At 63.5% G+C, this 23157-nt stretch carries 28 protein-coding genes, 1 tRNA gene and 1 pseudogene; 21 read left to right on the top strand and 9 right to left on the bottom strand.

Features of this window, described 5'->3' with window-relative positions; all coding sequences use genetic code 11:
• Positions 1-81 precede the first annotated feature (81 nt).
• From ACN0YJ_RS05415 to ACN0YJ_RS05395, 5 genes are read left to right on the top strand one after another with little or no spacing between them, the layout of a single operon-like run.
• The gene (locus ACN0YJ_RS05415) at positions 82-1068 is read left to right on the top strand and encodes a cyclase family protein (protein WP_417495563.1); all 987 of its coding nucleotides are present in this window, start codon (positions 82-84) and stop codon (positions 1066-1068) included.
• Positions 1069-1095: 27 nt separating this feature from the next.
• Positions 1096-1719, top strand: coding sequence for an NAD(P)H:quinone oxidoreductase (gene wrbA, locus ACN0YJ_RS05410; RefSeq protein WP_417478703.1), 624 nt, complete (start codon positions 1096-1098; stop codon positions 1717-1719).
• Positions 1719-2348, top strand: a complete 630-nt coding sequence (locus ACN0YJ_RS05405; protein WP_417478702.1) for a DsbA family oxidoreductase — start codon at positions 1719-1721, stop codon at positions 2346-2348. Before wrbA ends, ACN0YJ_RS05405 begins: the two co-directional genes overlap by 1 nt.
• A 24-nt stretch (positions 2349-2372) precedes the next feature.
• Positions 2373-3260 carry an EamA family transporter gene (locus ACN0YJ_RS05400; protein ID WP_417495562.1) on the top strand — a complete coding sequence of 296 codons (888 nt, stop codon included), beginning with the start codon at positions 2373-2375 and terminating at the stop codon, positions 3258-3260.
• Between the two features lie 26 nt (positions 3261-3286).
• The gene (locus ACN0YJ_RS05395) at positions 3287-3976 is read left to right on the top strand and encodes a DUF4386 domain-containing protein (protein ID WP_417495561.1); all 690 of its coding nucleotides are present in this window, start codon (positions 3287-3289) and stop codon (positions 3974-3976) included.
• Positions 3977-3997: 21 nt separating this feature from the next.
• Here the strand turns inward: ACN0YJ_RS05395 and ACN0YJ_RS05390 are convergent, their stop codons facing one another.
• Complete coding sequence (locus ACN0YJ_RS05390; protein WP_417495560.1) at positions 3998-4453, bottom strand: type II CAAX prenyl endopeptidase Rce1 family protein; 456 nt, start codon at positions 4451-4453, stop codon at positions 3998-4000.
• A gap of 92 nt (positions 4454-4545) precedes the next feature.
• On the opposite strand from ACN0YJ_RS05390, the gene ACN0YJ_RS05385 reads away from it, so the two are divergent.
• Both ACN0YJ_RS05385 and ACN0YJ_RS05380 read left to right on the top strand, forming a co-directional pair.
• Entirely contained in the window at positions 4546-5733 is a 1188-nt protein-coding gene (locus ACN0YJ_RS05385) for a thiolase family protein (protein ID WP_417478699.1), read from the top strand.
• Positions 5734-5759: 26 nt separating this feature from the next.
• Positions 5760-6170: a GNAT family N-acetyltransferase gene (locus ACN0YJ_RS05380; RefSeq protein ID WP_417478698.1), complete on the top strand. Its 411-nt coding sequence runs from the start codon at positions 5760-5762 to the stop codon at positions 6168-6170.
• Between the two features lie 17 nt (positions 6171-6187).
• Here ACN0YJ_RS05380 and ACN0YJ_RS05375 read toward each other — a convergent pair whose 3' ends face one another.
• On the bottom strand, positions 6188-6667 hold the full coding sequence (locus tag ACN0YJ_RS05375; RefSeq protein ID WP_091766271.1) for an Lrp/AsnC family transcriptional regulator: 480 nt from the start codon (positions 6665-6667) through the stop codon (positions 6188-6190).
• A 182-nt stretch (positions 6668-6849) separates the two neighbouring features.
• Between ACN0YJ_RS05375 and ACN0YJ_RS05370 the strand changes: the two genes are divergently transcribed.
• The 8 genes from ACN0YJ_RS05370 (at position 6850) to ACN0YJ_RS05335 (ending at position 14338) form a co-directional block, all read left to right on the top strand.
• A complete protein-coding gene (locus ACN0YJ_RS05370) occupies positions 6850-8079 on the top strand; it encodes a 3-methyl-2-oxobutanoate dehydrogenase (2-methylpropanoyl-transferring) subunit alpha (protein WP_417495559.1) in 1230 nt (409 codons plus the stop codon).
• 3 nt (positions 8080-8082) lie between these two features.
• Positions 8083-9096, top strand: a complete 1014-nt coding sequence (locus ACN0YJ_RS05365) for an alpha-ketoacid dehydrogenase subunit beta (RefSeq protein WP_417478696.1) — start codon at positions 8083-8085, stop codon at positions 9094-9096.
• A gap of 2 nt (positions 9097-9098) precedes the next feature.
• Entirely contained in the window at positions 9099-10340 is a 1242-nt protein-coding gene (locus ACN0YJ_RS05360; protein ID WP_417495558.1) for a dihydrolipoamide acetyltransferase family protein, read from the top strand.
• A gap of 86 nt (positions 10341-10426) precedes the next feature.
• Positions 10427-10678, top strand: a complete 252-nt coding sequence (locus ACN0YJ_RS05355) for a hypothetical protein (protein WP_417478694.1) — start codon at positions 10427-10429, stop codon at positions 10676-10678.
• A 99-nt stretch (positions 10679-10777) separates the two neighbouring features.
• Entirely contained in the window at positions 10778-10993 is a 216-nt protein-coding gene (locus ACN0YJ_RS05350; protein ID WP_417478693.1) for a hypothetical protein, read from the top strand.
• A gap of 722 nt (positions 10994-11715) precedes the next feature.
• Entirely contained in the window at positions 11716-12258 is a 543-nt protein-coding gene (locus ACN0YJ_RS05345; protein ID WP_417495557.1) for a 2'-5' RNA ligase family protein, read from the top strand.
• 85 nt (positions 12259-12343) lie between these two features.
• Positions 12344-13774, top strand: a complete 1431-nt coding sequence (gene lpdA / locus ACN0YJ_RS05340) for a dihydrolipoyl dehydrogenase (protein ID WP_417495556.1) — start codon at positions 12344-12346, stop codon at positions 13772-13774.
• Positions 13775-13855: 81 nt separating this feature from the next.
• Entirely contained in the window at positions 13856-14338 is a 483-nt protein-coding gene (locus ACN0YJ_RS05335; RefSeq protein WP_417495555.1) for an acyl-CoA thioesterase, read from the top strand.
• Here ACN0YJ_RS05335 and ACN0YJ_RS05330 read toward each other — a convergent pair.
• A complete protein-coding gene (locus tag ACN0YJ_RS05330; RefSeq protein WP_417495554.1) occupies positions 14335-15402 on the bottom strand; it encodes an Ldh family oxidoreductase in 1068 nt (355 codons plus the stop codon). The two genes, ACN0YJ_RS05335 and ACN0YJ_RS05330, sit on opposite strands and share 4 nt — an antisense overlap.
• Positions 15403-15701: 299 nt before the next feature.
• Between ACN0YJ_RS05330 and ACN0YJ_RS05325 the strand changes: the two genes are divergently transcribed.
• The 4 genes from ACN0YJ_RS05325 to ACN0YJ_RS05310 all read left to right on the top strand — a co-directional run bounded on the left by ACN0YJ_RS05325 (position 15702) and on the right by ACN0YJ_RS05310 (position 18829).
• Complete coding sequence (locus ACN0YJ_RS05325; protein ID WP_417477588.1) at positions 15702-16034, top strand: energy transducer TonB; 333 nt, start codon at positions 15702-15704, stop codon at positions 16032-16034.
• Between the two features lie 133 nt (positions 16035-16167).
• The gene (locus tag ACN0YJ_RS05320; RefSeq protein ID WP_417477587.1) at positions 16168-18225 is read left to right on the top strand and encodes a methyl-accepting chemotaxis protein; all 2058 of its coding nucleotides are present in this window, start codon (positions 16168-16170) and stop codon (positions 18223-18225) included.
• A 91-nt stretch (positions 18226-18316) separates the two neighbouring features.
• Positions 18317-18393 (top strand) — tRNA-Met (locus tag ACN0YJ_RS05315).
• Between the two features lie 175 nt (positions 18394-18568).
• Positions 18569-18829, top strand: coding sequence for a hypothetical protein (locus tag ACN0YJ_RS05310; RefSeq protein ID WP_417477586.1), 261 nt, complete (start codon positions 18569-18571; stop codon positions 18827-18829).
• Between the two features lie 8 nt (positions 18830-18837).
• Here ACN0YJ_RS05310 and cutA read toward each other — a convergent pair whose 3' ends face one another.
• Positions 18838-19170, bottom strand: a complete 333-nt coding sequence (cutA, locus tag ACN0YJ_RS05305) for a divalent-cation tolerance protein CutA (protein WP_417489685.1) — start codon at positions 19168-19170, stop codon at positions 18838-18840.
• A gap of 34 nt (positions 19171-19204) precedes the next feature.
• Between cutA and queC the strand changes: the two genes are divergently transcribed.
• Both queC and queE read left to right on the top strand, forming a co-directional pair.
• Positions 19205-19924 carry a 7-cyano-7-deazaguanine synthase QueC gene (queC, locus tag ACN0YJ_RS05300; RefSeq protein ID WP_417495553.1) on the top strand — a complete coding sequence of 240 codons (720 nt, stop codon included), beginning with the start codon at positions 19205-19207 and terminating at the stop codon, positions 19922-19924.
• Entirely contained in the window at positions 19921-20550 is a 630-nt protein-coding gene (gene queE, locus ACN0YJ_RS05295) for a 7-carboxy-7-deazaguanine synthase (RefSeq protein ID WP_417495552.1), read from the top strand. Before queC ends, queE begins: the two co-directional genes overlap by 4 nt.
• A 5-nt stretch (positions 20551-20555) precedes the next feature.
• Here queE and ACN0YJ_RS05290 read toward each other — a convergent pair whose 3' ends face one another.
• From ACN0YJ_RS05290 to ACN0YJ_RS05270, 5 genes and pseudogenes are all read right to left on the bottom strand, one after another.
• Positions 20556-20930 carry a hypothetical protein gene (locus ACN0YJ_RS05290; protein ID WP_417477582.1) on the bottom strand — a complete coding sequence of 125 codons (375 nt, stop codon included), beginning with the start codon at positions 20928-20930 and terminating at the stop codon, positions 20556-20558.
• A 125-nt stretch (positions 20931-21055) separates the two neighbouring features.
• Positions 21056-21565 (bottom strand): hypothetical protein, encoded by a 510-nt coding sequence (locus ACN0YJ_RS05285; RefSeq protein ID WP_417495551.1) that lies wholly within the window; start codon positions 21563-21565, stop codon positions 21056-21058.
• Positions 21566-21693: 128 nt separating this feature from the next.
• Positions 21694-21897: a hypothetical protein gene (locus tag ACN0YJ_RS05280; protein WP_417477580.1), complete on the bottom strand. Its 204-nt coding sequence runs from the start codon at positions 21895-21897 to the stop codon at positions 21694-21696.
• Between the two features lie 67 nt (positions 21898-21964).
• Positions 21965-22666 (bottom strand): pirin family protein, encoded by a 702-nt coding sequence (locus tag ACN0YJ_RS05275; protein ID WP_417477579.1) that lies wholly within the window; start codon positions 22664-22666, stop codon positions 21965-21967.
• A 122-nt stretch (positions 22667-22788) separates the two neighbouring features.
• Positions 22789-23157 (bottom strand): annotated as a pseudogene (locus tag ACN0YJ_RS05270) (hypothetical protein); the annotation flags it as partial.

The following is a 23157-nucleotide window of genomic DNA, read 5'->3' as shown; positions in this document are numbered from 1 at the left end:
TGAAGTCAGACTGGGCCGGTTATTCCCGGCCGGCCACAGCTTCACTCTCCCGGGCATGTCAAACCAGCCAGGTAGACCCCGATGCAGACCTCAACCTTTTTGCCCCTTGTTCTGGGCCTCGCCCTTTCGCTGCCCCTGTCGGCTGCGGCCGAAACCCCCGCGACCGTCGGAACCAGCCCCTGGGGCCGCGACGATCAGCTCGGCGCGCTCAATATGATGACCGAGCGCTCGCGCGCCTCCATCCTGTCCCGGATTACGGGAGGCACCGTCTACGACCTGTCCGTGGAGTATTTCATCGGCATGCCCGGATGGCATGCCGCCGGAGACCCCCGATATCAGATCTGGATGACCCACACGCCGCGGGGAACGGTGACTGACGACCCCTTGCAGGTGGGCGAAGCCGCCAATGGCCATGTCAGTTACACCGGCTCGGCCATCTCGATGTACACCCACACCGGCACCCATCTCGATGCGCTCAACCATTTCGGCCTCGATGGCGAGATCTACAATCATTTCAGCGCCGACGAGCATCTCGGCGATGCGGGCTGGCAGATGACGGGTGCTGAAACCATCCCGCCGATCGTGGCGCGGGGCGTGATGATCGATGTCGCCACCTTCAGGCGCCTCGACATGCTGCCCGCCGGCTACCGCGTGACACGCGCCGATCTCGAGGGCGCGCTGGCGCGCCAGGGTGTCGAGCTTCAGGCCGGTGATGTCGTGCTGATCCGCACCGGTCGTATGGCGCTCTATGAACATGCCAGCCGCTATATGGACAACCCGCCGGGCCTCGGGCTCGAGGCCGCCCGCTTTCTCGCCGACGAGTCGCACGCCATGATCGTCGGGGCCGACAATCTGAGTTTCGAGGCCTTCCCGTCCGAGATCGAGGGCAATTATGTGCCCGTCCACACCTATCTGCTGGCGCAGAGGGGCGTTCCGATCATGGAACTCGTAAATCTCGAAGGGCTCGCTCAGGCGGGTCTGTACGAATTCGCCTTCATCGGCGGCTCGCTGAAATTGCGCGGCGCCGATGCGGCCCCATTGCGCCCGATCGCGCTGCCGATCGATTGATCCCGAAAACAAAAAAGGCTCATCGCGATGTCCCGGATTCTCGTTCTCTACTATTCCAGCTATGGCCATGTTCGCACGCTGGCCCAGGCTGAGGCCGATGGTGCCCGCAGCGTGCCCGGCACCCAGGTCGATCTGCGCCGTGTCCCCGAAACCGTCCCCGAGGCGGTTCGGCGCAAGGCAGGCTTCATCGTAGACGACGCGCTGGTCGCGGCGCCGGCCGACCTCGAAGCTTATGACGGCATCATCTTTGGCACGCCGACCATGTTCGGCATGATGGCTGGCCAGATGAAATCCTTCCTCGACCAGGCTGGCGGGCTGTGGGCGCGCAATGCGCTCGTCGGCAAGGTCGCGGCGGTGTTCGCATCCACCGGCTCGCAGCATGGCGGGCACGAGGCGACGCTGCTGTCCACCCAGATCCCGTTGCAGCATTTCGGCATGTTGATTGCCGGCATGCCCTACACCTTCGCCGGTCAGACGACCGCGGACGGGATCATCGGCGGCGCGCCCTATGGCGCGGGGACCATCGCCGGTGCCGACGGATCGCGCGCGCCCTCACGGCTCGATCTCGCCGGCGCACGCTTCCAGGGCGCCCATGTTGCCCGGATTGCCGCGCGGCTGGCCGGTGCCGGTCTGAATGAGGATGCGGCGTGATGGCGTCCCTCACCATTGATTTCTTCCACGACGTCGTCTGCTGCTGGTGTTTCAACATCTCGTCGCGGATGCGCAGCCTCGCGGCGGAGTTTGCGCTCGATATCCGCCACCGCACCTTCGTCCTGCAGGCAAGCCCTGCCGAGATGGCCGCCCGCTGGGGTTCGCCGGATCAGGCCCGCGAAACCATTCTCGGGCACTGGTCGGCCTGCCGTCAGGCGAGTGACTGGCCGGAGCTCGTCGATATCGAGGCGATGCGCGCGGCCCCCTTCGACTACCCCCACGGGATGGCCGCCGCTCTGGCCTGCAAGGCCGCCGAACGGCTTGGCGGGCAAGGCGCGCATTGGGACATGTTTGACCGGCTCCAGCGTGCGCACCTCGCGGAGGCCCGCAATATCGCTGACCCGGAAACCCTGGTTCAGTTCGCGCGCGAAAGCGGATTCGAGGCCGACGCGTTTGCCCGGTTCTTCAGCGACCCGGCCACCGCCCGCGCCGTCGAGGCGGACCGCCAGCGCGCCCGCACGCTGCACGTCCACTCTGTCCCGGCCCTGATCGTCCGCGAGACAGGCACGCGCCTTGTCAACGGATCACGCGAGGAATTGGCGGCCCAGCTGATTCACGCGATCGGCTGAACCCCTGATCAGGAGATGTGGCCCATGTCACGCACCACCGATATTCTTTTGACAGCGCTCGCCCCTGCGGTTTGGGGCAGCAGCTATCTCGTCACATCCGAACTCATGCCCGCCGGCTATCCCGTGACCATCGCGGCGCTGCGCGCCCTGCCGGCGGGCCTGTTGCTGCTCGCCCTGACGCGCAGCCTGCCGCCGCGCGCCTGGCTCGGGCGGGTTTTCCTGCTGGGTGCGTTCAATTTCGCACTCTTCTGGGTACTTCTATTTGTCGCCGCCTACCGCTTGCCCGGCGGTGTCGCCGCGACGCTGGGGACGTTGCAGGCCATGATGGTCATCATCATGGCGCGCGGCTGGCTGGGTACACCGGTGCGCGCAGGCGCTGTCGCTGCGGCGGCGACCGGCATTCTCGGTGTCGCGTTCCTGCTTATCCGCCCGGGCGCCGCGTTCGATCTGATTGGCGTCGCCGCAGGACTGGGCGGCGCGGCGTCCATGGCGGCAGGCACGGTGCTGAGCCGGAAATGGCACCCGCCTGTGCCGGCACTCAGCTTCACCGCCTGGCAACTCACGGCCGGGGGGTTGATCCTGCTGCCGCTGGCCTTGATCCTGGAGCCACCGCTGCCACCGCTCACACTCCCCAGTCTTGCCGGCCTCGCCTGGCTCGGTCTGATCGGCGCCGCCGCGACCTATGCGATCTGGTTTCGCGGCATTGCCCGGCTTGACCCAGGCGCGGTGTCCATGCTCGGCATGATGAGCCCGGTCATGGCGGTCATTCTCGGCTGGGTTATCCTGGGCCAGTCCCTCTCGCTGCTGCAGGGGATCGGCGCCGCCATCGTGCTGGCTTCGGTCTGGGCCGGCCAGCGTGCCAACCGCCCCGGCCCGGTGCGCACAGCTGCGCCGCCGGCACGGACTGCCTGACAAGCGCTCAAGAAAGGAATTTTCACGTGGCCAAACTCACACTGACCTCCGATCTCGCGCGCATGGCGCGTCTTGCCGGCCTGTTCTATCTCATCATCATCATCGCCGGTCTTGGCGCCGAGCTGGGTCTTCGCGGGCCGCTGATCGATCTCGCTGACGCCAATGGCACCGCCGCGGCCATCCTCGCAGCACCCGGTCAGTTCCGGCTGGCGATTGCCGCCGATCTGGTCATGGTGCTCAGCGATGCGGGACTGGCGATCCTGCTCTATCTGATCTTCCGCGCGGCAGCGCCCGGCCTGGCACTCGCGGCGATGGTGTTCCGGCTGATCCAGACCGTGCTGATTGCCGCCAACCTCATGGCGCTGCAGGCGGCGTGGCTGATTCTGTCTGAAGCGGATGCTCTGGCCGATTCTGCCGCGCTGGCGCTGGTTTTCCTTGACCTGCACGGTCATGGCTATGATCTCGGGCTGGTTTTCTTCGGCGTCAACAGTGTGATGATGGGCGTGCTGGTCTGGCGCTCAGGACTGTTTGGCAAGCTCTATGGCATGGGGCTGGCGGTGGCCGGTCTGGTCTATCTCACCGGCAGCGGTCTGCGCTTCTTCGCGCCGGAATGGTCGGCCGCTTTCGCTCCCGCGTACGGGCTGACGGTCCTGGCCGAGACCGCGTTCTGCCTACGGCTTCTCGTGCAGCGCCAGCCGGCACGGCAGACGGTGTAAATACCGGGCACTATCCGACATCTAACCCCCCGCAAACCCTTTCCACATCACCACCACCGCCCAATGCATCGCCACAGCCGGCCAGACCGAGCCGGAGCGGCGATAGCTGATCGTGCAGGCGAGGCCAAGCGCTGCGGCGATGGCGAGGAAAGCCGGGTCGGCGAAGACGGGCTGGGCCATCGGCAGGTCAAGCCAGAGCTGGGCCGGGTGCCAGAGGACGAACAGGGTCAGCGCCATGCCCGCCCGCCAGACACCGCTTCGTCCGGCGAGCAGAACCCGGAACACCATCTCTTCGGCCAGCGCCGGAATGATGATGGCGACCAGCGCTATGGCGATCAAGCGGGGCCAGTCAGTGGTCCATGAAAACGTGAAGAGACCGGCATTCGTGCCGAGAACCGCCGCAAAAACACACAAAACAGCGAGCAGGAACAGGGCTTCCCGCCAGTCCCGCCAGGTTGGCGACGTCCGCAATGCCAATGTTGCATCTGCGAAAAGACTTGACGCGGTGCCGCATGTTTTCATCATGCGCGCCAGAATTACACACCATCCCTTCCCTGAGGAGACTTCAGATGAGTGCAGTTGATGATCCAATCGTCATTGTCGGTATGGCGCGCACCCCGATGGGTGGCCTGCTCGGCGAGCTGACGACGCTGTCGGCCAATGAACTCGGTGCCATTGCGGTCAAGGCCGCGATGCAAGAAGCCGGCGTGGCCGGCGAAGATGTCGATCAGATCCTGATGGGCAATGTGCTCCAGGCCGGCCAGGGCCAGGCCCCGGCGCGCCAGGCGGGCATCAAGGGCGGTCTGCCCAAATCCGTTGAAGCGACCACGCTGAACAAGATGTGCGGTTCAGGCATGCAGGCTGCGATCATGGGCCGTTCGGCCATCATGTCCGGCGACGCGGATATCATCGTCGCAGGCGGCATGGAATCGATGAGCAATGCGCCGCATATGATGCCGACCCACCGCGCCGGCTTCAAATACGGCCATGACGTGCTCAAGGACCATATGGCCCAGGACGGTCTCGAGGATGCCTATGAGAAAAAGCCGATGGGCGTCTATGCCGACATGATCGCCCAGGAACACCAGTTCACGCGCGAACAGCAGGATGCCTATGCGCTGGAAACCCTGGCCCGTGCCCAGCGTGCGACCAAGGATGGTGATTTCAAACGCGAGATCACACCGGTGACGTTGACGACCCGCAAGGGCGATGTCGTGGTCGATACGGATGAATTGCCGCGCCGCGCCATGCCGGACAAGATCCCGTCCCTGCGCCCGGCCTTCAGCAAGGATGGCACTGTCACCGCCGCCAATGCCTCGGGCATTTCAGACGGCGCGGCAGCCCTGGTGCTGATGCGCAAATCGGAGGCCGAACGCCGCGGTCTCAAACCGCTCGCGCGCATTGTCGCCACGGCAGCCCATGCCCATGAGCCGGCCTATTTTACCACCGCACCGGTGCCCGCCATGCGCAAGGTGGTCGAGCGCGCCGGCTGGACCATCGAGGATGTCGATCTGTGGGAAATCAACGAGGCTTTCGCCGTCGTCCCGATGATCGCGATGAAAGAACTCGGCCTCAGCCATGACAAGGTCAATATCAATGGCGGCGCCTGTGCGCTGGGTCACCCGATCGGTGCCTCCGGTGCCCGTGTCATCGTCACCCTGATCGCCGCGCTTGAAAAGCACGGCAAGTCCAAGGGCGTCGCCTCGCTCTGCATCGGTGGCGGCGAAGCCACGGCAGTGGCGATCGAGCGGTTCTAGCCTTGCAGGACTGCAGCAATCAGGCGGTGGACGGAATCAGGTTTGAGGACCGTCCACCGCCGGTCGCTGACTTCATTGCAATGCGGGCGGCCTGTGGCTGGGGCGAGTTGGCCCCGGAACTGGCGGCAGCGGCGCTCGATGGCTCCCTGCTGGCGATCACCGCCTATGATGCGCGCAACCATATCGTCGGCTTCCTTCGCGCCATCGGCGATCCGCTCTATCTCTATGTCCAGGATGCCATCATCGCTCCTGAGCTTCGCGGCAGCGGTCTGGGCACGCGGATGATGCAGCGCCTGCTGGCGCGAATCGACGCCGGTTTTCCGGCTGCCCATGTCATGTTGATGTGCGCCAAGGGGCGCGAGCGCTTCTATTCAGAACTTGGCTTTGAGGCGCGGCCCAGCCGGGATTTTGGTCCCGGCATGCAACGGCTGCGCTAGAGGCGCGGCGAACCGTTTCAGCCCTGGATATGTCCCAGGGGAAGGCCCTTGGAGTCCTTGATATTGCGGACCTGCACAGAGGTGCGGAAATCGCCGACGATGTCGAGCGGGATCATGCGCTCTGAAATGAACTCGTTATAGGCGTCAATATCCGCCATCACGACCTTGACCAGATAGTCATAGGGGCCGGTCATCATGCAGGCCTCGGTCACTTCGGGGAAGCTCTGGACGGCCTTCTCGAACTTGACATAATTGGCCTTGCGCGCCGGTGATATCTTTACCTCCAGATAGGCTGTAAACATCAGGCCGAGGGCGCGGCGGTCGAGCTCGACCGAACGCCGCTTGATGATACCATCGGTTTCCAGCCGCCGGATCCGGCGCCAGCAAGGGGAGGGGGTCAGCCCCACGATTTCGGCGATGTCGGCAACCGAACGGCCTGCGTCTTCCTGCAGAGCTTCGAGGATGCGGACGTCTATCAGATCAAGGTTTGCGAGCATTTTTCCCTCAAATTCAATATTTGGAGGAAATTAGTCTACATTTCTGCGAAAACAAACCCGGAAATGGCACCTTGTTCCAGTAGTAGACAAGGTGGACGTTTCCGCGTTAGACGCCCTCGCACACGCTTGGTCGTGCGCATGTATTCCCTGGCAGGTTTTGCCGATGTTTTCAGCGAGAGCTCATGGCACACACTGATCCCCGATTTCATGTCCCGGCGCCGCATGTGCGCCCCGGCGATACGCCTGATTTCTCCCATATCGAGATTCCTCTGGCCGGTACGGCGCGGCGCCCTGATGTCTCGATCGCCGGCAGCGAAACCCTCGACCTGGCCCTCGGCCTGGTTCGGGTGCTCGACCATAACCACCAGGCGGTCGGCGAATGGGACCCCAAGCTCGAGCCCGAGATCATGCGCGAGGGCCTGCGCCATATGGTGCTGACCCGCGTCTATGACGAGCGCATGCAGAAGCTGCAGCGCCAGGGCAAGATGAGCTTCTACATGAAATCCATGGGCGAGGAGGCCGTTGCCGTGGCTGCCGCAATGGCGCTGGAGAAGACCGACATGGTTTTCCCCTCCTATCGCCAGCAGGGCATTCTGTTCGCGCGCGGCCGCGATATCGTCGACATGATGTGTCACTGCATCTCCAATAGCCGCGACAATCTCAAGGGCCGCCAATTGCCGGTGCATTACACCTGGGCCGAGGGCAATTTCTTCTCGATCTCCGGCAATCTCACGACGCAATTCCCGCAAGCGGTCGGCTATGCCATGTCGTGCCAGTACAAGGGCGAAAACCGCATCACGGCGAGCTGGATCGGCGATGGTTCGACCGCCGAGGGTGATTTCCATGGCGCGCTCGTGCTGGCCTCGACCTATCGTGCGCCGGTGATCCTCAATATCGTCAATAATCAATGGGCGATCTCGACCTTCCAGGGTGTTGCCGCAGGCGCCAGCGAAACCTTCGCGCTCAAGGGCATTGGGTACGGCCTCGCCTCGCTGCGCATTGACGGCAATGACTTCCTCGCCGTTTATGCCGCCACCAAATGGGCCGCCGAGCGCGCCCGTGCCGGACATGGTGCCACGGTGATCGAAAGCTATACCTATCGCGCCGATGCACACTCCACCTCTGATGATCCGTCCGGCTACCGGCCCAAGGGCGAGGCCGATGCCTGGCCGCTGGGCGATCCTGTCGAGCGCCTGAAAAACCATCTCATCGGTCTGGGTGAATGGGATGAGGAACGTCACGCGGCGCTTGAGAAGGAACTCGATCAGCTCGTGATCGCCTCCTACAAGGAAGCCGAGACCTTCGGGACACTGCATGACGGCCCGCTATCGCCTGTCCAGACCATGTTCGAGGATGTCTATGCCGAGCCCGACTGGCGCCTGCGCCGTCAACGCCGCGATCTGGGGGTATAGGTCATGAGCAAGATGAACATGATCCAGGCCCTCAATTCGGCGATGGACAATATGATGGAGCGCGACGCCAATGTGCTCGCCTTCGGTGAGGATGCCGGTTATTTCGGCGGCGTGTTCCGTGTCACCGCCGGACTGCAGGAAAAATACGGTCTCGACCGCTGTTTCGATGCGCCGATCAATGAAGCGGCCATTGTCGCCATGGCCATCGGCATGGCCGCCAATGGCCTCAAGCCCGTCGCCGAGATCCAGTTTTCGGACTATATATTCCCCGGCTTCGACCAGATCGTCTCCGAATTGTCGCGCCTGCGCTATCGCACGGCCGGCACATTCACCGCCCCGGTCGTGATCCGCACGCCGTCCGGTGGCGGTATTCGCGGCGGCCAGACCCATTCGATGAGCCCGGAAGCCTTCTTCACGCATATTCCCGGCATTCAGGTCGTGATGCCGTCCAACCCCTATGACGCCAAGGGCTTGCTGATCGCCGCGATCGAAAGCCCGGACCCTGTCGTCTTCTTCGAGCCCAAACGCCTGTATAATGGCCCCTTCGATGGTGGTGCCGGCAAGGCGCTGGAAGCCTGGGGCAAGCATCCCAAGGGCGAAGTTCCCGAGGATCACTACACACTGCCGATCGGCAAGGCTGATGTGGTGCGTGAAGGTTCGGCGATGACGATCGTGACTTACGGCACGCTGGTCCACGTCGCCCTGGCGGCGGCGGAGCAGTCGGGCATTGATGCCGAAATCATCGATCTGCGCACCCTGATCCCCTATGACATCGAGACCATCGCCGCCTCGGTCAACAAGACCGGGCGCTGCATTGTCGCCCAGGAGGCGCCGCGCACGTCGGGCTTTGGCGCCGAGCTGGCGGCCCAGATCCAGGAAGACTGTTTCTTTGCCCTCGAAGCCCCGATCAAGCGCGTCACCGGCTGGGATACGCCCTATCCGCATGCGCATGAATGGTCCTATTTCCCCGGTCCGCAGCGTTTCATCAACGCGATGCGCGAACTTCTGGAGGCCTGATCATGAGCGAATACCGCTACAAGATGCCCGATGTCGGCGAAGGTATTGTCGAGGCCGAAATCGTTGAATGGCATGTGAAGGTCGGCGACACCGTCACCGAGGACCAGCACGTGCTCGACGTGATGACCGACAAGGCCACCGTCGAGATCCCCTGCGCCGTCAATGGCACGGTTTCCAAACTGGTCGGCGCGCCGGGCGATATCATCGCGGTCGGCACCGAAATCATGTTCATTGCCGTCGATGGTGCCGTGCCGGCCGAAGAGGCTGCGCCGAAGGTTGAGGTCGACGAGACGAAACCGGCTCCCGTGGTCGAAACCGCCAAGCCGACGCCGGCACCTTCGGTCGCCTCGCGTCCGGTTGGTGAGCGCGCCCTGGCCAGCCCGGCCGTGCGCAAGCGTGCGCTGGAAGCGGAGATTGAACTCGCTGCCGTGCCCGGCACCGGTCCGGCCGGCCGTATCACCCATGATGATCTCGATGATTTCATCGCCTCGGGCGGGCGGCTCGTCGCCCATTCCGGCGGTGGTTCGGCGCTGCGAGCGCCGCGCACCGGCGTCACCGAGGAAAAGCTGATCGGCCTGCGCCGGCGCATTTCCGAAAACATGTCGCACGCCCAGCGCACTATCCCTTCGATCGCCTATGTCGAGGAAATCGACGTCACGGCGCTGGAAGAATTGCGCGCTCATCTCAATGCCAGGAAGTCGGACGACCAGACCAAGCTGACCTTCATCCCCTTCCTCGTCATGGCGCTGACCAAGGCCCTGCCGGACACGCCGCAGGCCAATGCCCATTTCGATGGCGAGGCGAAGCTGCTGACCAAATACCAGGGCGTTCACTGCGGTATCGCCGCGGCGACGCCCAATGGCCTGATGGTGCCGGTGATCAAACATGCCGAAGCGCTCGATATCTGGCAGATCGCTGCCGAGCTCAATCGTCTCGCCGCTGCGGCCAAGGCCGGCAAGGCGTCCAAGGATGAGCTGACCGGCTCGACCATCACCATCACCTCGCTCGGTGCCATTGGCGGTCTGGTCACCACGCCCATCCTCAATGCACCGGAAGTCGCGATCATCGGCGTCAACAAGATGCAGGAGCTGCCGCGCTTTGATGCCAAGGGCCAGGTTGTCGCCCGCAAGCTGATGAATCTTTCATCCTGCTTCGACCACCGCATCGTCGACGGCTATGACGCCGCCATGCTGATCCAGCGCGTCAAGGGCTTCCTGGAGAATCCGGCGACGCTGTTTATGTAGGGTGTGTCCCTGGCCGGGTTCCAAGCGGGACCCGGCCAGGTGAAATCCCCCATGCCCGCAATCTCCGGGTGCGCTAGTATAGCCGCATGAGCAAAAAGCCGATCAGTATCCCGCCAGAACCTGAACGTCAGATCCCGCCGGATCTGGTTCGCGCGGAGCGAGCCGCAATCCTGGTGATTTTGGCTTACGGCTTGGGCTTGATGCTTCTTGTAGGGCTCAGCTTGCTGCTGTTTTGGGCCGGGCCGCGCTGGTTTCCCTACTCAGTCATCATCTACTTCCTGGCTTTCGTCGCGGCCATGATGGCGCCGCTGATCTATCTCGCCCGCAAGACGTCCTGACCGCCTGACCGCCTGATCGACGGGTATCGCGGCAGCCCCCTGCTTGACGCGCACCCCGCACTGGGGCTTGATCGCCGGGCGCATCACGAAGGACTTGTCATGCCCAATCGCCTCTCCCGCCTCGGCTCCATGTTGCGCAATGGCATCGCTGCCTGGGGCGTTGTCGTGTTCGCACTGATGTTCTGCCGCAATGATCTCGGCCTCGCCTCGCATGATCTGCCGATGATCATCTTTGGCGGTTTCGGCATTGTGGTGCTGGTGCAGACGGTGCGGGCGCTGGTGCTGCCGGCAGCGGTGAGCGCCGACGCCGGCTAGCGGGTCCGGATACGGCAGTGCGAGGCCCTCACCAGCTCCGCCCCGGACTGCGTCCGGCGCACCTCTTCCATCAAGGAAGAGGAGGGCGGTAATCGAGGCGGTGGGTATCATCACCTCCTCTTCCTTGATGGAAGAGGTGGCTGCGAAGCAGTCGGAGCTGGTGAGGATGACGGGCGCCGGCGGTAGCCGATTTGGCGACTTATCCCCCACGCCCGACAACTATCCCACGTCATCCTGACGAAAGTCAGGACCTCGACGTGACAGGGTCGGAGCCCATGATATCGAGGTCCCGACTTGCGTCGGGATGACGATGAATCATCAAACTTATCCCCACCTCTGCCGCTGCGCCCATACTTCAGCTGTTCCCATCGCACGGGAGGCGTGAGCTCAGTCACTGGCGGCGAAGGGAAGCGTGGAGCTCGTCCGAGCGCTGGCATGACACCCAGCAATCCGGCGTGGCCACCGGAGCGGAAGGCGGCATAAAGCTCGACCGTTACTCCACTCCGGTTTCGAGGCGGGGGCCGCAAGGCGTCCGAGTAAATCTCCACGTGTGGGACGTCCCGGATGTCACACTCACCAACCATAGCGCTTAACGGCATTCGCCGGCGTCCCACACACCTCCCATCCGGGGAGGCCCACTCAAACCTCCAGCCGCTCGCGGCGTGGAGATTTTGGTGCGGGCGGATATCGGATAGGGTGATGCTCAGCCACAAGGATATCCCATGCCTGCCGAAACCCTGCTTGCCCTGGTCTGCCCCGAATTCGGCCTGGCTGATTATGAGCAGATCCAGCTTTGGCGGCGCGAGCATGATGCGCCGCGCGCCGACCAGTTTCTGCCCCACTTCACCCTGGTGCGACCGGTCGGCGGCTGGAAACAGGGCGCGTTCATTCGCGAGATCCAGGCCCGGCTGGCCGGGCAGGAGCCGTTCGAAATTGTCCTGAGCCGGGCGGTTTCGCAGCCGGATGCCCAAAGCGGTGCTGTGATGGATTGGCTGGTCCCCTCCATTGGCCGCGAGGCGCTCAGTGCGCTGCAGGACCAGCTCTATGCCGGAGCGCTGGCGCCGGAGCAGCAGGCCGGACCGGCTGCAATGCCACACATCACCCTAGGCCGCGGCACGGACGTGGCGGCGTCGCAGGCCCGCATGGCGGCGATTGAAGAGACCGGCCTGTCGATGCGCTGTCTGGCCAGTGCGGTGCAGATTGTCCGCATCAAGGGCGAGCGGGTGAAGCTGCTGGAGCGCATCCCGCTGGGACGCGAGGCCTGAGGCCTCAGTCGCGCCCCTTTCCCTTTGACGCCCGAGCAGCTAAATCCCGCCTCATGATCTGTGCCGCACCGATGGAGCCTTCGAGATGAAACAACGCAATTGCCAGCTTCTCATTGTCGGCGGCGGCCCCGGCGGATATCCCGCCGCGATCCGTGCCGGCCAGCTCGGTCTTGATGTCGTGATCGTCGACAAGGACGGGCTCGGCGGCACTTGCCTCAATCGCGGCTGTATCCCCTCCAAGGCGATTATCCATGCGGCGAGCAAGTTCGAGGATATGGGCGAACATGCCGGCGGCGATGCGCTGGGCATATCCCTCGCTTCCGCCCCGACGCTGGATATGGGCAAGTTGAAAGGCTGGAAGGACGGCATTGTCACCAAGCTGACCGGCGGCGTCGCGACCCTGCTCAAGGCGGCCGGTGCCGAGCATATTTCCGGTTGGGCCAAATTCAGCGGCGCCAAGACCTGTGTCGTTGATTGCAGCGACGGCGAGCAGATCGAGATCACGGCCGAGAATGTCGTCATCGCCACCGGTTCGGTCGAGGTCGAACTGCCCTTCCTGCCGTTTGGCGACACAGTGATCGGTTCAACCCAGGCGCTTGATCTGACCGAGCTGCCGGAAAAACTCGTTGTCGTCGGGGCTGGTTATATCGGGCTGGAACTGGGCATTGCGATGCGCAAGCTGGGCTCCGAGGTGACCTTCATCGAGGCGGCACCGGCCATCCTGCCGATCTATGACAAGGAAATCACCCGCCCGATCACGATGTGGCTGAAGAAGCACAAGGTCGACGTCAACCTGTCCTGCAAGGCCAAGGGCGTGGTGGAAGAGGCGGGCAAGACCTTCCTCGAATACGAAGATACCAAGGGCGCGGCCCAGCGCATCGAAGCCGACAAGATCCTCGTCGCTGTCGGCCGCAAGGCTTGCCTCGACGGCTGGGGTGTCGAGACGATGGGGCTGGAACTGGTCGATGGCCGCTTCATCAAGGTCGATGATCAATGCCGTACCGGCATGCGCGGTGTCTGGGCGATCGGCGATGTCATCGGTGAGCCGCTGCTGGCCCACAAGGCTACCGCCCAGGGCGAGATGGTGGCCGAGCTCGTCGCCGGTCATCGCCGGGTGTTCGATCCGGTCTCGATTGCCGCCGTGTGCTTCACCGAGCCGGAAATCGTCGGCGTCGGCATGACCCCTGACGAAGCCAAGGCCAAGGGTGAGGAGATCATCACCGGCAAATTCCCGCTCGCCGCTTCGGGGCGCTATCTCTCGATGGAAGCCGGCGCGGATGGCGGTTTCGTGCGTGTCACGGCACGGGAGAGCGATCACGTCATCCTGGGCATCCACGCCGTTGGCACCCATGTCTCCGAGCTGTCGGGCGAGTTCGCCCTGGCGATCGAGATGGGCGCGCGTCTGGAAGACATTGCCGGCACCATCCATGTCCACCCGACCCTGACCGAAGGCTTCGCCGAAAGCGTGCTGACAGCGCTGGGCCACCCGATCCATATCTCGGCGCCGAAGAAATAGGTGCGCGCATACCGGCCATACACTTCCCAGCCGGGGTGTGGGGCGCGTATGGATAGGGCCTTGCGAGAGGGTGTGGGTTGAATGACGAACGGGTCGGCAGGTTTCGGCGTCATCGCGCCACCGGAGAATGCGCCGGCGGGCGAGGGCTTTGGCTGTGTCTCGTTCGAGACGGCGCTGGTGCGTCAGATCACACCCGGGGCCGACGATTTCGACGAGCTTGGCCATGTCAATAATGTCGTCTATCTGCGCTGGGTGCAGGATATCGCCGTCACCCACTGGCATGTCGCGGCGCCGCCGGAGATGATCGAGGCCGAGGTCTGGATCGCGCTCAAGCACACGATCGAGTATCGCGATCCGATCCTGCCGGGCGAGCACGCCGAGATCCGAACCTGGCTCGGCGAAGTTCGCGGGCCGCGCTTTGACCGGCATGTCGATATCCGCAAGCCCGGCGCCAAGCGCTTTTCGGCCCGCGCGGTGACGGAATGGTGCCGCATCAACCGCGCCACCCGCCGTCCCATGCGGATCAATGGTAAAGTGCTGGACCTGTTTCAGGTGCCCGGCTAGAGGCGCGCCTTGCAGCCCCTTGCCGCTGCAGCGGCATTGAGTGTTTCGACCAGCTCGGCTGCGACCGGAATTCCGTCCCGCAAACGCTTGCCGCGCAGCGCCCGTTCCGGATCGCCGGGATAGAGGACCGGACTGTCCCAGTCCATCGGCGGCGAGGCGAGGGCGTATTTCGCCAGGGCCTCGATCTCATGCTCCATCCAGTCGGCCTCGCCGAACAGGGCCGGATTGATGAGAATCGCGAACATCCCGTTGCGAACCGCACCCTCGCGTGGATGCTCCGGCTGAATCGTACCGCCACCGGACAACACGCCGCCGAGCAGCTCGCAGGCCAAGGCGAGGCCATAGCCCTTGTGACGCCCCATCGGGGTGAGGGCGCCCCGGCGTACCGGTTCGCTCATCCCCGATGGATCGGTCGTTGGCATGCCGTGTTCATTGATCAGCGATCCGGGCGGAATGTCCTGGCCGCGGGCGGCGGCGATCTTGAGGCGTCCGAGTGAGATGCGGCTGGTCGCCATGTCGAGCACGAAGCTGGATCGATGATCTGTGGCGGGAAAGGCGATGCAGATCGGGTCCGTGCCCAGCCGGGCATCAGAGCCATGAAAGGGAGCCATGACCGGCGCCTGACCGGTGATATTGACGAAGATGAGCGTGGCCAGCCCGGCGGCGGCCGCCTGCTCGCCATAGGCACCGATCCGGCCGAGATCATGGACATGGCCCAGCGTGGCAGCAGCCAGACCGTGTTCAAGCGCCTTGGCGCCGGCCCGTTCGATCAAACGTGTCGCGGCCGGCGCGCCCCAGCCACCATCGGCATCGGTGCGCAGGATGATCGCGGTCTCGGTCAGGTCCCGATCGCGGCTGTCGAGATTGATGGCGCCCTGGTCGAGCTGGTCGAGCCAGGTCGGCAGGAGGCCGATCCCGTTGCTGTCATGCCCCGCCAGACTGGCGGCAACCAGATGCCCGGCGACGGTCTGCGCATCATCGGACCTTGTTCCGGCTGCGCGCAGCAGGGCGGCACAGAAATCGGTCGCGTTCGCGGCGGGCAGGCGGATGTCGCTGGTCTTCATACTGTCTCGCTTCAGCGGTCAGGAAATCGCGATGGTTATCATAGGCCCGGTCGCGCCGGGACCATAGCCGGGCACACCTGCACCGTTCAGGTCTGGCTCAGAGTGAATTTTGTTTTCGATTGAAACAAGAAAAAATCCAGCACTGCCTCAAATTTTCGTCCGCTACTTAAGCGTTTGGCAACTGGTATGCGTCATTGTTGCTCATGCCGGGCAATTGCTGAGCCGGACGTTAAAACACCGCGTCGAACACGGGAAAAATTCCGGGCGGCGCACGCCAAAAATGGATGAAGGGTAAGTCAATGTATAAAACGGGAACAATGATCCTGGCGGTCGCAATGTCCGCCATGGCTTTTTCAGCCGCTCCCGCGCTCGCTCAAGACCGCGAACGCACGAGCGTTGAGGCTCCGGACTATCCGCGTGGGGCCGAACGTCGCGGCGTCGAAGGCTACGCCGTTGTCGAATATACCGTCTCGCCGGACGGCACTGTCGAAAATCCGACCGTCGTCGAGGCACAGCCGGAAGGTGTGTTTGATCGCGCCGTCCTGAGCGCGATTGAAGGCTGGAGCTATGCCCCGGCCGAGGCCTCGACCGAGGGCCTGACGCAGCGATTTGATTTCAGCCTGGGCGGGTAATGCCCCGGGAGGCCCGGTTAGCGGACAAAAGATTCCTGCGATCGGCCAGAAAATAAGGTTTCATTTACGGGCGGCGCGTTAGCGTCGCCTGTAATTTTATGCCCGAGGCCATTAACCATAAGGTGCCAAGCTCATGAACTCCCTACTCGCCGGACTCGGAGAGAAAACCTCCAGCGTCAAGTTTCGTCTCTTGGCCGCCTTCGCTCTGTCATCTGTGATGACGCTCGTGGCTGCGGTGGTGGGTGTCACGGGCTTCAATTCCACCAATCAGGCAGTCAGCCAGATTACCAGTCGCGCGATTCCCGAGACGCTCGCCGTCGATGCCCTCAGTGAAGCCAGCCAGGGCTTGAGCTCGGTCTTGCAGGAACTCGCTCTGTCGTCGACATCGGAAGCCAGGCACGAAAATTTCGAGCGCGCCGTCGAACTACGTGATGAGCTGTCGCCACAGCTGGTCGCGCTGCGCACCCTCTCCGATGGCGGTGAGCTCACGATCCTGAATGATGCGGTCGCTGAATTGTCCGGCATGGTCGAGGGGATGAATACGTCCGTCGACCGGCGCCTCACGGTTCGCAATCAACGCCGCGACACGACAAATCTGGCGCGGCAAGGCCGGGTCAGTCTGGCCAGCAGCATCGAAACCGCGCTCGACAATAGCGAAGAGGGCGATATTGAAAGCCTGCTTCGTGCCCTGCTCGCCGCCAACCAGCTCCTGATCCAGTATAATGAACTCGATATCGCTGCGTCCGACGCCGAGATTGATGCCATCTATGACCGGTATGACGAAGCGGCCGGCGAACTTGATATCAATCTGGCCCTGCTTGAGCGCCCGGCTTCTCCGCTGGTCCGCGACCAGGCCGACATTCTGATCGGCTATGGTGACGGTGCGACCGGCGTCTTCGAATTGCGCAAGGCCGAGCTGGCCGCGATCGCGCAGGCCGAGGTCTTTGCGGCCGAGGCCCGCACGGCCGCATCAGCGCTCGTTGCTCACGTCAGTGCCTTCAAACAACAGGTCGCCCAGCGGGTCGACACTGCGACTCAGGCCGCCAATTCTGCGGTGGTGACCGGTCGCGTCGTGCTGATCGCGATTGCCGCCATTGGCCTGGGTATCGCAGCCGGCATTGGCTGGTTCTACGTTCACATGACCCTGCTCAAGCGCATCAGCGCCATGGCCCGCACCATGCGCGCCCTGGCCGAGGGCAATAGCGACGTCAATCTGGGCTTCACCCCGGGCAATGACGAGATCGGTGATATGGCGCGCTCGGTTGATGTTTTCCGCCAGAATGCGATCGAACGCACCCGGCTGGAGGCCGAAACCCTGGCCGAACGCCGGATGAAGGAAAAGCGCGCTGCGGCGGTGGAGAGCCTGATCCAGGCCTTCGAGGAAGCCTCCGCCGACGCGATCGGTCAGGTCAGTGCGGCCGCCAACCAGATGGAATCAGCCGCCCGCACCATGAGTTCGACCGCGGCCGCCACGACCGGCAAGTCCGCCGCCGTGGCGCATGCTTCCGAAGGCGCATCGCAGAACGTGCAGACTGTGGCCGCAGCAGCCGAGGAAATGGTGTCTTCCATTGGCGAGATCAGCCAGCAGATCGCCCGCTCTACCCAGATTGCCGGCAGCGCTGTCGACCAGGTCGAGCGCACCAATGGTGATGTCCAGCGTCTCGATGATGCCGCCAAGAGCATTGATGACATTGTCGGTCTGATCAATGACATCGCCGAACAGACCAATCTTCTCGCGCTCAACGCTACCATCGAGGCGGCTCGCGCCGGTGAGGCCGGCAAGGGCTTTGCGGTGGTGGCCTCCGAAGTGAAGGCGCTGGCCAGCCAGACCGGAGCGGCGACCCAGAATATCTCCGAACATATTTCGGGCATTCAGAGCGCGACCTCCAAGGCCGTCGAGGCGATGTCCTCGATCGGCGGCACGATTCACGAGATGAGTGAAATCGCGACGGCGATTGCCGCAGCGATGGAAGAGCAGCGCGCGGCAGCCGGCGAGATTACCCGCTCGGCCCAGGAAGCGGCTGACGGCACGCGTGATGTGTTCGCCAACATCCAGGAAGTTGATCGGGCGACCTCGGAGACCGGTGAAAGCGCCGGCGAGGTACTCGAGGCATCACTGGCCGTTTCGCGCCAGTCTGGCAGCCTGAAAACCTCCGTCGAGCAATTCCTCACCGAGGTGCGTTCGGCCTGATCTGCAGACAACTGAAATCAGGGACCGCCCGTGGCTTGTCAGCTGCGGGCGGTCCGCGTATACGGCGTGCCTCTCTGCTTGCAGAGGGTGTGGCGGGGTAGCTCAGCTGGTTAGAGCGCAGGACTCATAATCTTGAGGTCGGGAGTTCAAGTCTCCCTCCCGCTACCATATTTTTCAACCGGGCGGGGCGCGCCCGGTAACCTCAAAATCAAAAACTCCACAATGATGCGGACCGGTCAACCCGGATAGCGGCGGGGCCGTGGCATTTCCGCGCGGTCGCCCGGATCGGGATGACTTTAGAGATGATGGGCGTAGACTGGCGGCGCATAAAAGGATCTGTCCCATGCCTGCTAAATCCTCGAATAAATCGCTGATCGCCGTCGTTGTCGTCGTCATCCTCGCGCTCGCCGCATTCCTGGTCCTGGGCTGGGGTGATCTGCCCGCCATCCACATGAGCAGCCATGGCTGGTTCGCGCTGGGTCTGGGGGTCGTGTTCTCGATCATTCTGGGCGCGGTTCTCTCGGCTGTTCTGATCATTGGGCGCCGCCGCGGCTTTGACGAATCGGCCCATGAGGCCGTGATCGACCACGATCCTGAAAACTGAGACGCGGCTCAGGCGCCGGCGCTGAGCGCTGCGCCCATCCAGGTTAGAAATCCCGGTGCAGATGCCGCCGCATCAATATCCAGTCCCACCGCACAAGGCTCGTCATAGGGATGGAGCGCCACCAGGCGGTCGATCACTGCCGGTGCCTTCTCGGAGCTGGTCTTGAGGATCATGACGGCTTCATTCGCTGTCTCGACCGCGCCCTGCCAGCGATAGACGCTGGTCATCCCCGGCAGGATATTGACGCAGGCGCACAATCCCTCTTGCACCAGGGTGCGCCCGGCGGCCCCGGCGAGACCGGCATCGGGCCAGGTCGTGTAGATCCAGCGATACTTGCTCATGGCCATCCCTTGCTCACGCGATTATAGAACGGCCATGGATACCAGACCGACATCGAACTCTGCCCTGCTACTTTTCTCCGGTGGCCAGGATTCCGCAACCTGTCTCGCCTGGGCATTGTCCCGCTTTGATCGCGTTGAGACGGTCGGTTTTGACTATGGCCAGCGCCATCATGTCGAGATGCAGGCGCGGCTCGATGTGCGTACGGCCATGGTTGATGCTTTCCCCGGCTGGGCCGGACGGCTCGGCGAGGATCATGTCGTCGACCTATCTGGCTATGGCGCCATTGCCGAGAGCGCCCTGACGGCCGACCGGGCCATCAAGATGGAAGCTGACGGTCTGCCGAGCACCTTCGTCCCCGGGCGCAATCTGGTTTTCCTGACCGTCGCCTCGGCGCTCGCCTACCGGCGCGGCCATGGCGTGATGGTGGGCGGCATGTGCGAAACGGATTTCTCAGGCTATCCCGATTGCCGCCGGACCACGATTGACGCGATGCAGGCGACGCTGAGCCTCGGGCTCGCGACGGATATCGCCATCGAAACGCCGTTGATGTGGCTCGACAAGGCCCAGAGCTGGGGCCTGGCGCACCAATTGGGTGGTGACACGCTTGTGGAGATTATCCGCACCCGCACCCATACCTGCTATCGCGGTGATCGCAGCGATCTCCACGCCTGGGGCTATGGCTGCGGCGCATGCCCGGCTTGCGAATTGCGCGCTGCCGGTTGGCAGCAATGGCATGGCGAGGGCGCGGCATGAAGTATTCGGTCAAAGAGATTTTCATGACGGTGCAGGGCGAGGGCGGTCAGACGGGCCGTCCGGCGGTTTTCCTGCGCTTTGCCGGCTGCAATCTCTGGAGCGGTCGCGAGCAGGATCGAGCCAGTGCCGTCTGTAATTTTTGCGACACGGACTTCATCGGCATGGACGGCCCGGGCGGCGGCCGTTTCGAGACGCCGGATGATCTGGTGGTCGCGGTATCGGCTCTGTGGCCGGGCGGCGGCAGGCCCCTGGTCGTCTGTACGGGCGGTGAACCCCTGCTGCAGCTCGATGCGCGTCTGATTGATGCGCTCCACGCTGCCGGCTTTGATATCGCGGTGGAGACCAATGGCACGCTTGCCGCGCCCGACGGGATTGACTGGATCACGGTCAGCCCCAAGGGCAAGGCACCGGTGGTGCAACGCAGCGGGCATGAGTTGAAACTGGTCTTCCCCCAGCCCGGCCTCGATCCGGCCGATTATCTGGGTTGGGACTTCAAGCGGTTTTCGCTACAGCCGATGGATGGCGATGCGATGATGGAGAATGCCCAGGCGGCGTTCGAGTATTGCATCACGCATCCGCAATGGACGCTCAGTCTGCAGACACATAAATGGATTGGCGCGCCCTGAGGGGGCTATTGGCGTTCGAGGAAGCCGCAGGCGGCACTCATCTCAGCCTCTGAATCCTGCAGGAAGCGCGCGACCCGCAAAATGTCGGCAGCCGCATAACCGCCATCGCGGACCAGGCGTGCCACTTCGGTTTCCATCCCCGCCGGGTCACTGGCGAAGCGATAGATGCGACCGACGACATAGAAATCGCGATAGTCCAGCTGGGCTGATAGCCAGCCGGCGGTACAGGCGCAGGATGGCACCGGATCCTGCAATTGTGTGCCGACCTGGGCGACGCAGGAACGCACGATCTCCCGCGTCATCGTCTGACGTGATGGCGCATCGGCGGCGTCTGACACCAGGGCCAATGCCATCAAAGAAATAATATTCGTCACTAACATGCCGCTTCCCCCCAGACCGGCTTTGGCTGGATCATCGCGCCCCGAAGCGCTTGAGTCCACCAAAGAAAAGGCGCGCCATCGCCGGCGCGCCTCTCATGATGCAAGTTCCGGACCTGTTGGGACGGTCAGGATCCGTCCGAAATCCCGGTATCGATACTGGCGCCGACCTCAGCGGCAAAACGATCAAATGTGCGGCGCGCATCACTCCATGTGCTGGCATAGGCCGCGTTGGAGATGGTGTGCGAATGCCAGGCATAGCTATAGGTCTGCAGCGTGGCTCCGGATGATGAGACCAGTTCGGCTGCGAGGCTGGCCCCGCCAAGGCTGAAACTCTCCATGCTCAGTCCTGGCCTCGCGGTCATGGCTGCCATGGTCGGCCGGTTTGGATCAGCATCGATAATTGTGACGTGTAGAACGGACCCATTCTCGCCGAGATGCCCGGCCAGCTCCCGCTCCAGATCGCTCTGCAGGATTTCCTTCAGGCGATCAAACTCCCGCTCACCAATTTCATCGGCCCTGGCCGCCAGGGCGTCGCCGATCTGGATCGGTGCAATTGAAACGGGCTCGTCCGCGAGCGCCGCTCCGGCACTCAACGACAGGGTCGCCGCTGCCGCCAGGGAAAATGTCTTCGTCATTTGCCGCAACATGTAGGCCTCCATGAAAACAGGTCAGTGCCCCTCGCAATCAATATAACAGCTGGCGGGCCCGATTGTTAGGGGCGTGGCGTCGAGGGCGGCTGAAATCCGCCCAGACACGCCCGGGCCTAGCGGTTATCGTCGTCACCATTGTCGGAGTCGGGCAGGACCAGATCGACGGCAGCGCCGCCAACAGCGCCGACAGTCTTGACGGCTGTGCCAGCCGTTCCGATCGCGACATCGGCGACCAGGGCCGTTGCGCCGATCACCAGGCAACCCGACAGGCTGGGCGCGATCAGGGCGAGGAGCAGGATGGGGCGAAGGTATCTCATGGCAGTCTCCAGCTAACAGCCTGCCACCCTTCGCCCACAAGCCTTGCATTAGGGTGAATGCCCCGGACTATTCCGGCACTTCCACCATCACCAGTTCGAGCGCACTGGCCGCTTCGATCGTGACGACCGCCTCATCGCGGATCGCTGCACCATCGCGGGCGTCGAGTGCGACCCCGTTGACGCTGCCACTACCAATGGCCAGCGTCAGATAGGCCCGATGGCCCGGCTGCAGGCGGTGGCTAACCGACTGACCCGCCTCCAGCGTGGCACCGAATACCCTGGCATCCTGGCGGATCATCAAGCCGCCATCGCGCTCCGGATCTCCCGAAGCCAGCACGACCAGCTGGCCGGTGCGCTCACCGGTTGGAAAGCGCGCTGTCTCCCAGCGGGGCTCGCCGCCGGTTTCGCGCGGCAGGATCCAGATCTGGAAGAGCGATGTGGTTTCGGCTTCCTGGTTGAATTCGGAGTGGCGAATGCCGGAACCGGCCGACATGACCTGGACATCGCCCGCCATGGTGCGGCCGGCATTGCCCAGATTGTCGCGATGGCTGATCGCGCCCTCGCGGACATAGGTGATGATTTCCATGTTCTCGTGGGGATGCGGCGCGAAGCCGCCATCGGCGGCAATTTCGTCATCATTCCACACCCGCAAGGCCCCCCAACCCATTCGCTGTGGGTCGTGATAGCCACCGAAACTGAAATGATGACGGGCATTGAGCCAGTCATTCCTGAACCGGCCGAGACTGTCGAATGCGCGTTTCTCGATCATGATCGATCTCCATCTGTCTGTGTTGCAACGACAGATAGGACTCGCGAGCGGCGGCAAAAACGGGGGCGTCAGATGTTGAATTATTCCGTAGCGGCACTAATCGAGCGGCGTCGCAGCTCGGCCTATTTACCTTCACGCCACCAACCCAGCCCCATGAAGGCGGCGATCAGCAGGGCGATGATCAGTGCGGGCAGGACGGGGCGAGCCTGTGAGGCGCGCACGATATAGCGTTCATTGCGCTGCAGCCCGAGCCAGCCGCGCCCCGACTGGTCGGCACCCAGCCGTGTGCGGCGCAGATCGGGCAAACGGGCATCAGCGCCTTCGCCCAGGGCGAACAACCCACCACCACTGGCATCGAGCACGGCGTCAAGCCGGTCACCGGTCGGGCGTAGATCGGCATATTCCAGCGGATTGAGCGGTCCGAGTGCCGCAACCGTGGTCAGATCGCCGGAGCGCAGGCGAACAAGGCCGGAGCCCTCCGCCGGGAGCGC

It is taken from the genome of Maricaulis sp. (genome assembly GCF_048270095.1).
Lineage (GTDB): Bacteria > Pseudomonadota > Alphaproteobacteria > Caulobacterales > Maricaulaceae > Maricaulis.
The sequence above is the reverse complement of the archived record's forward strand: the minus strand, read 5'-3'. Positions and strand labels throughout refer to the sequence as shown.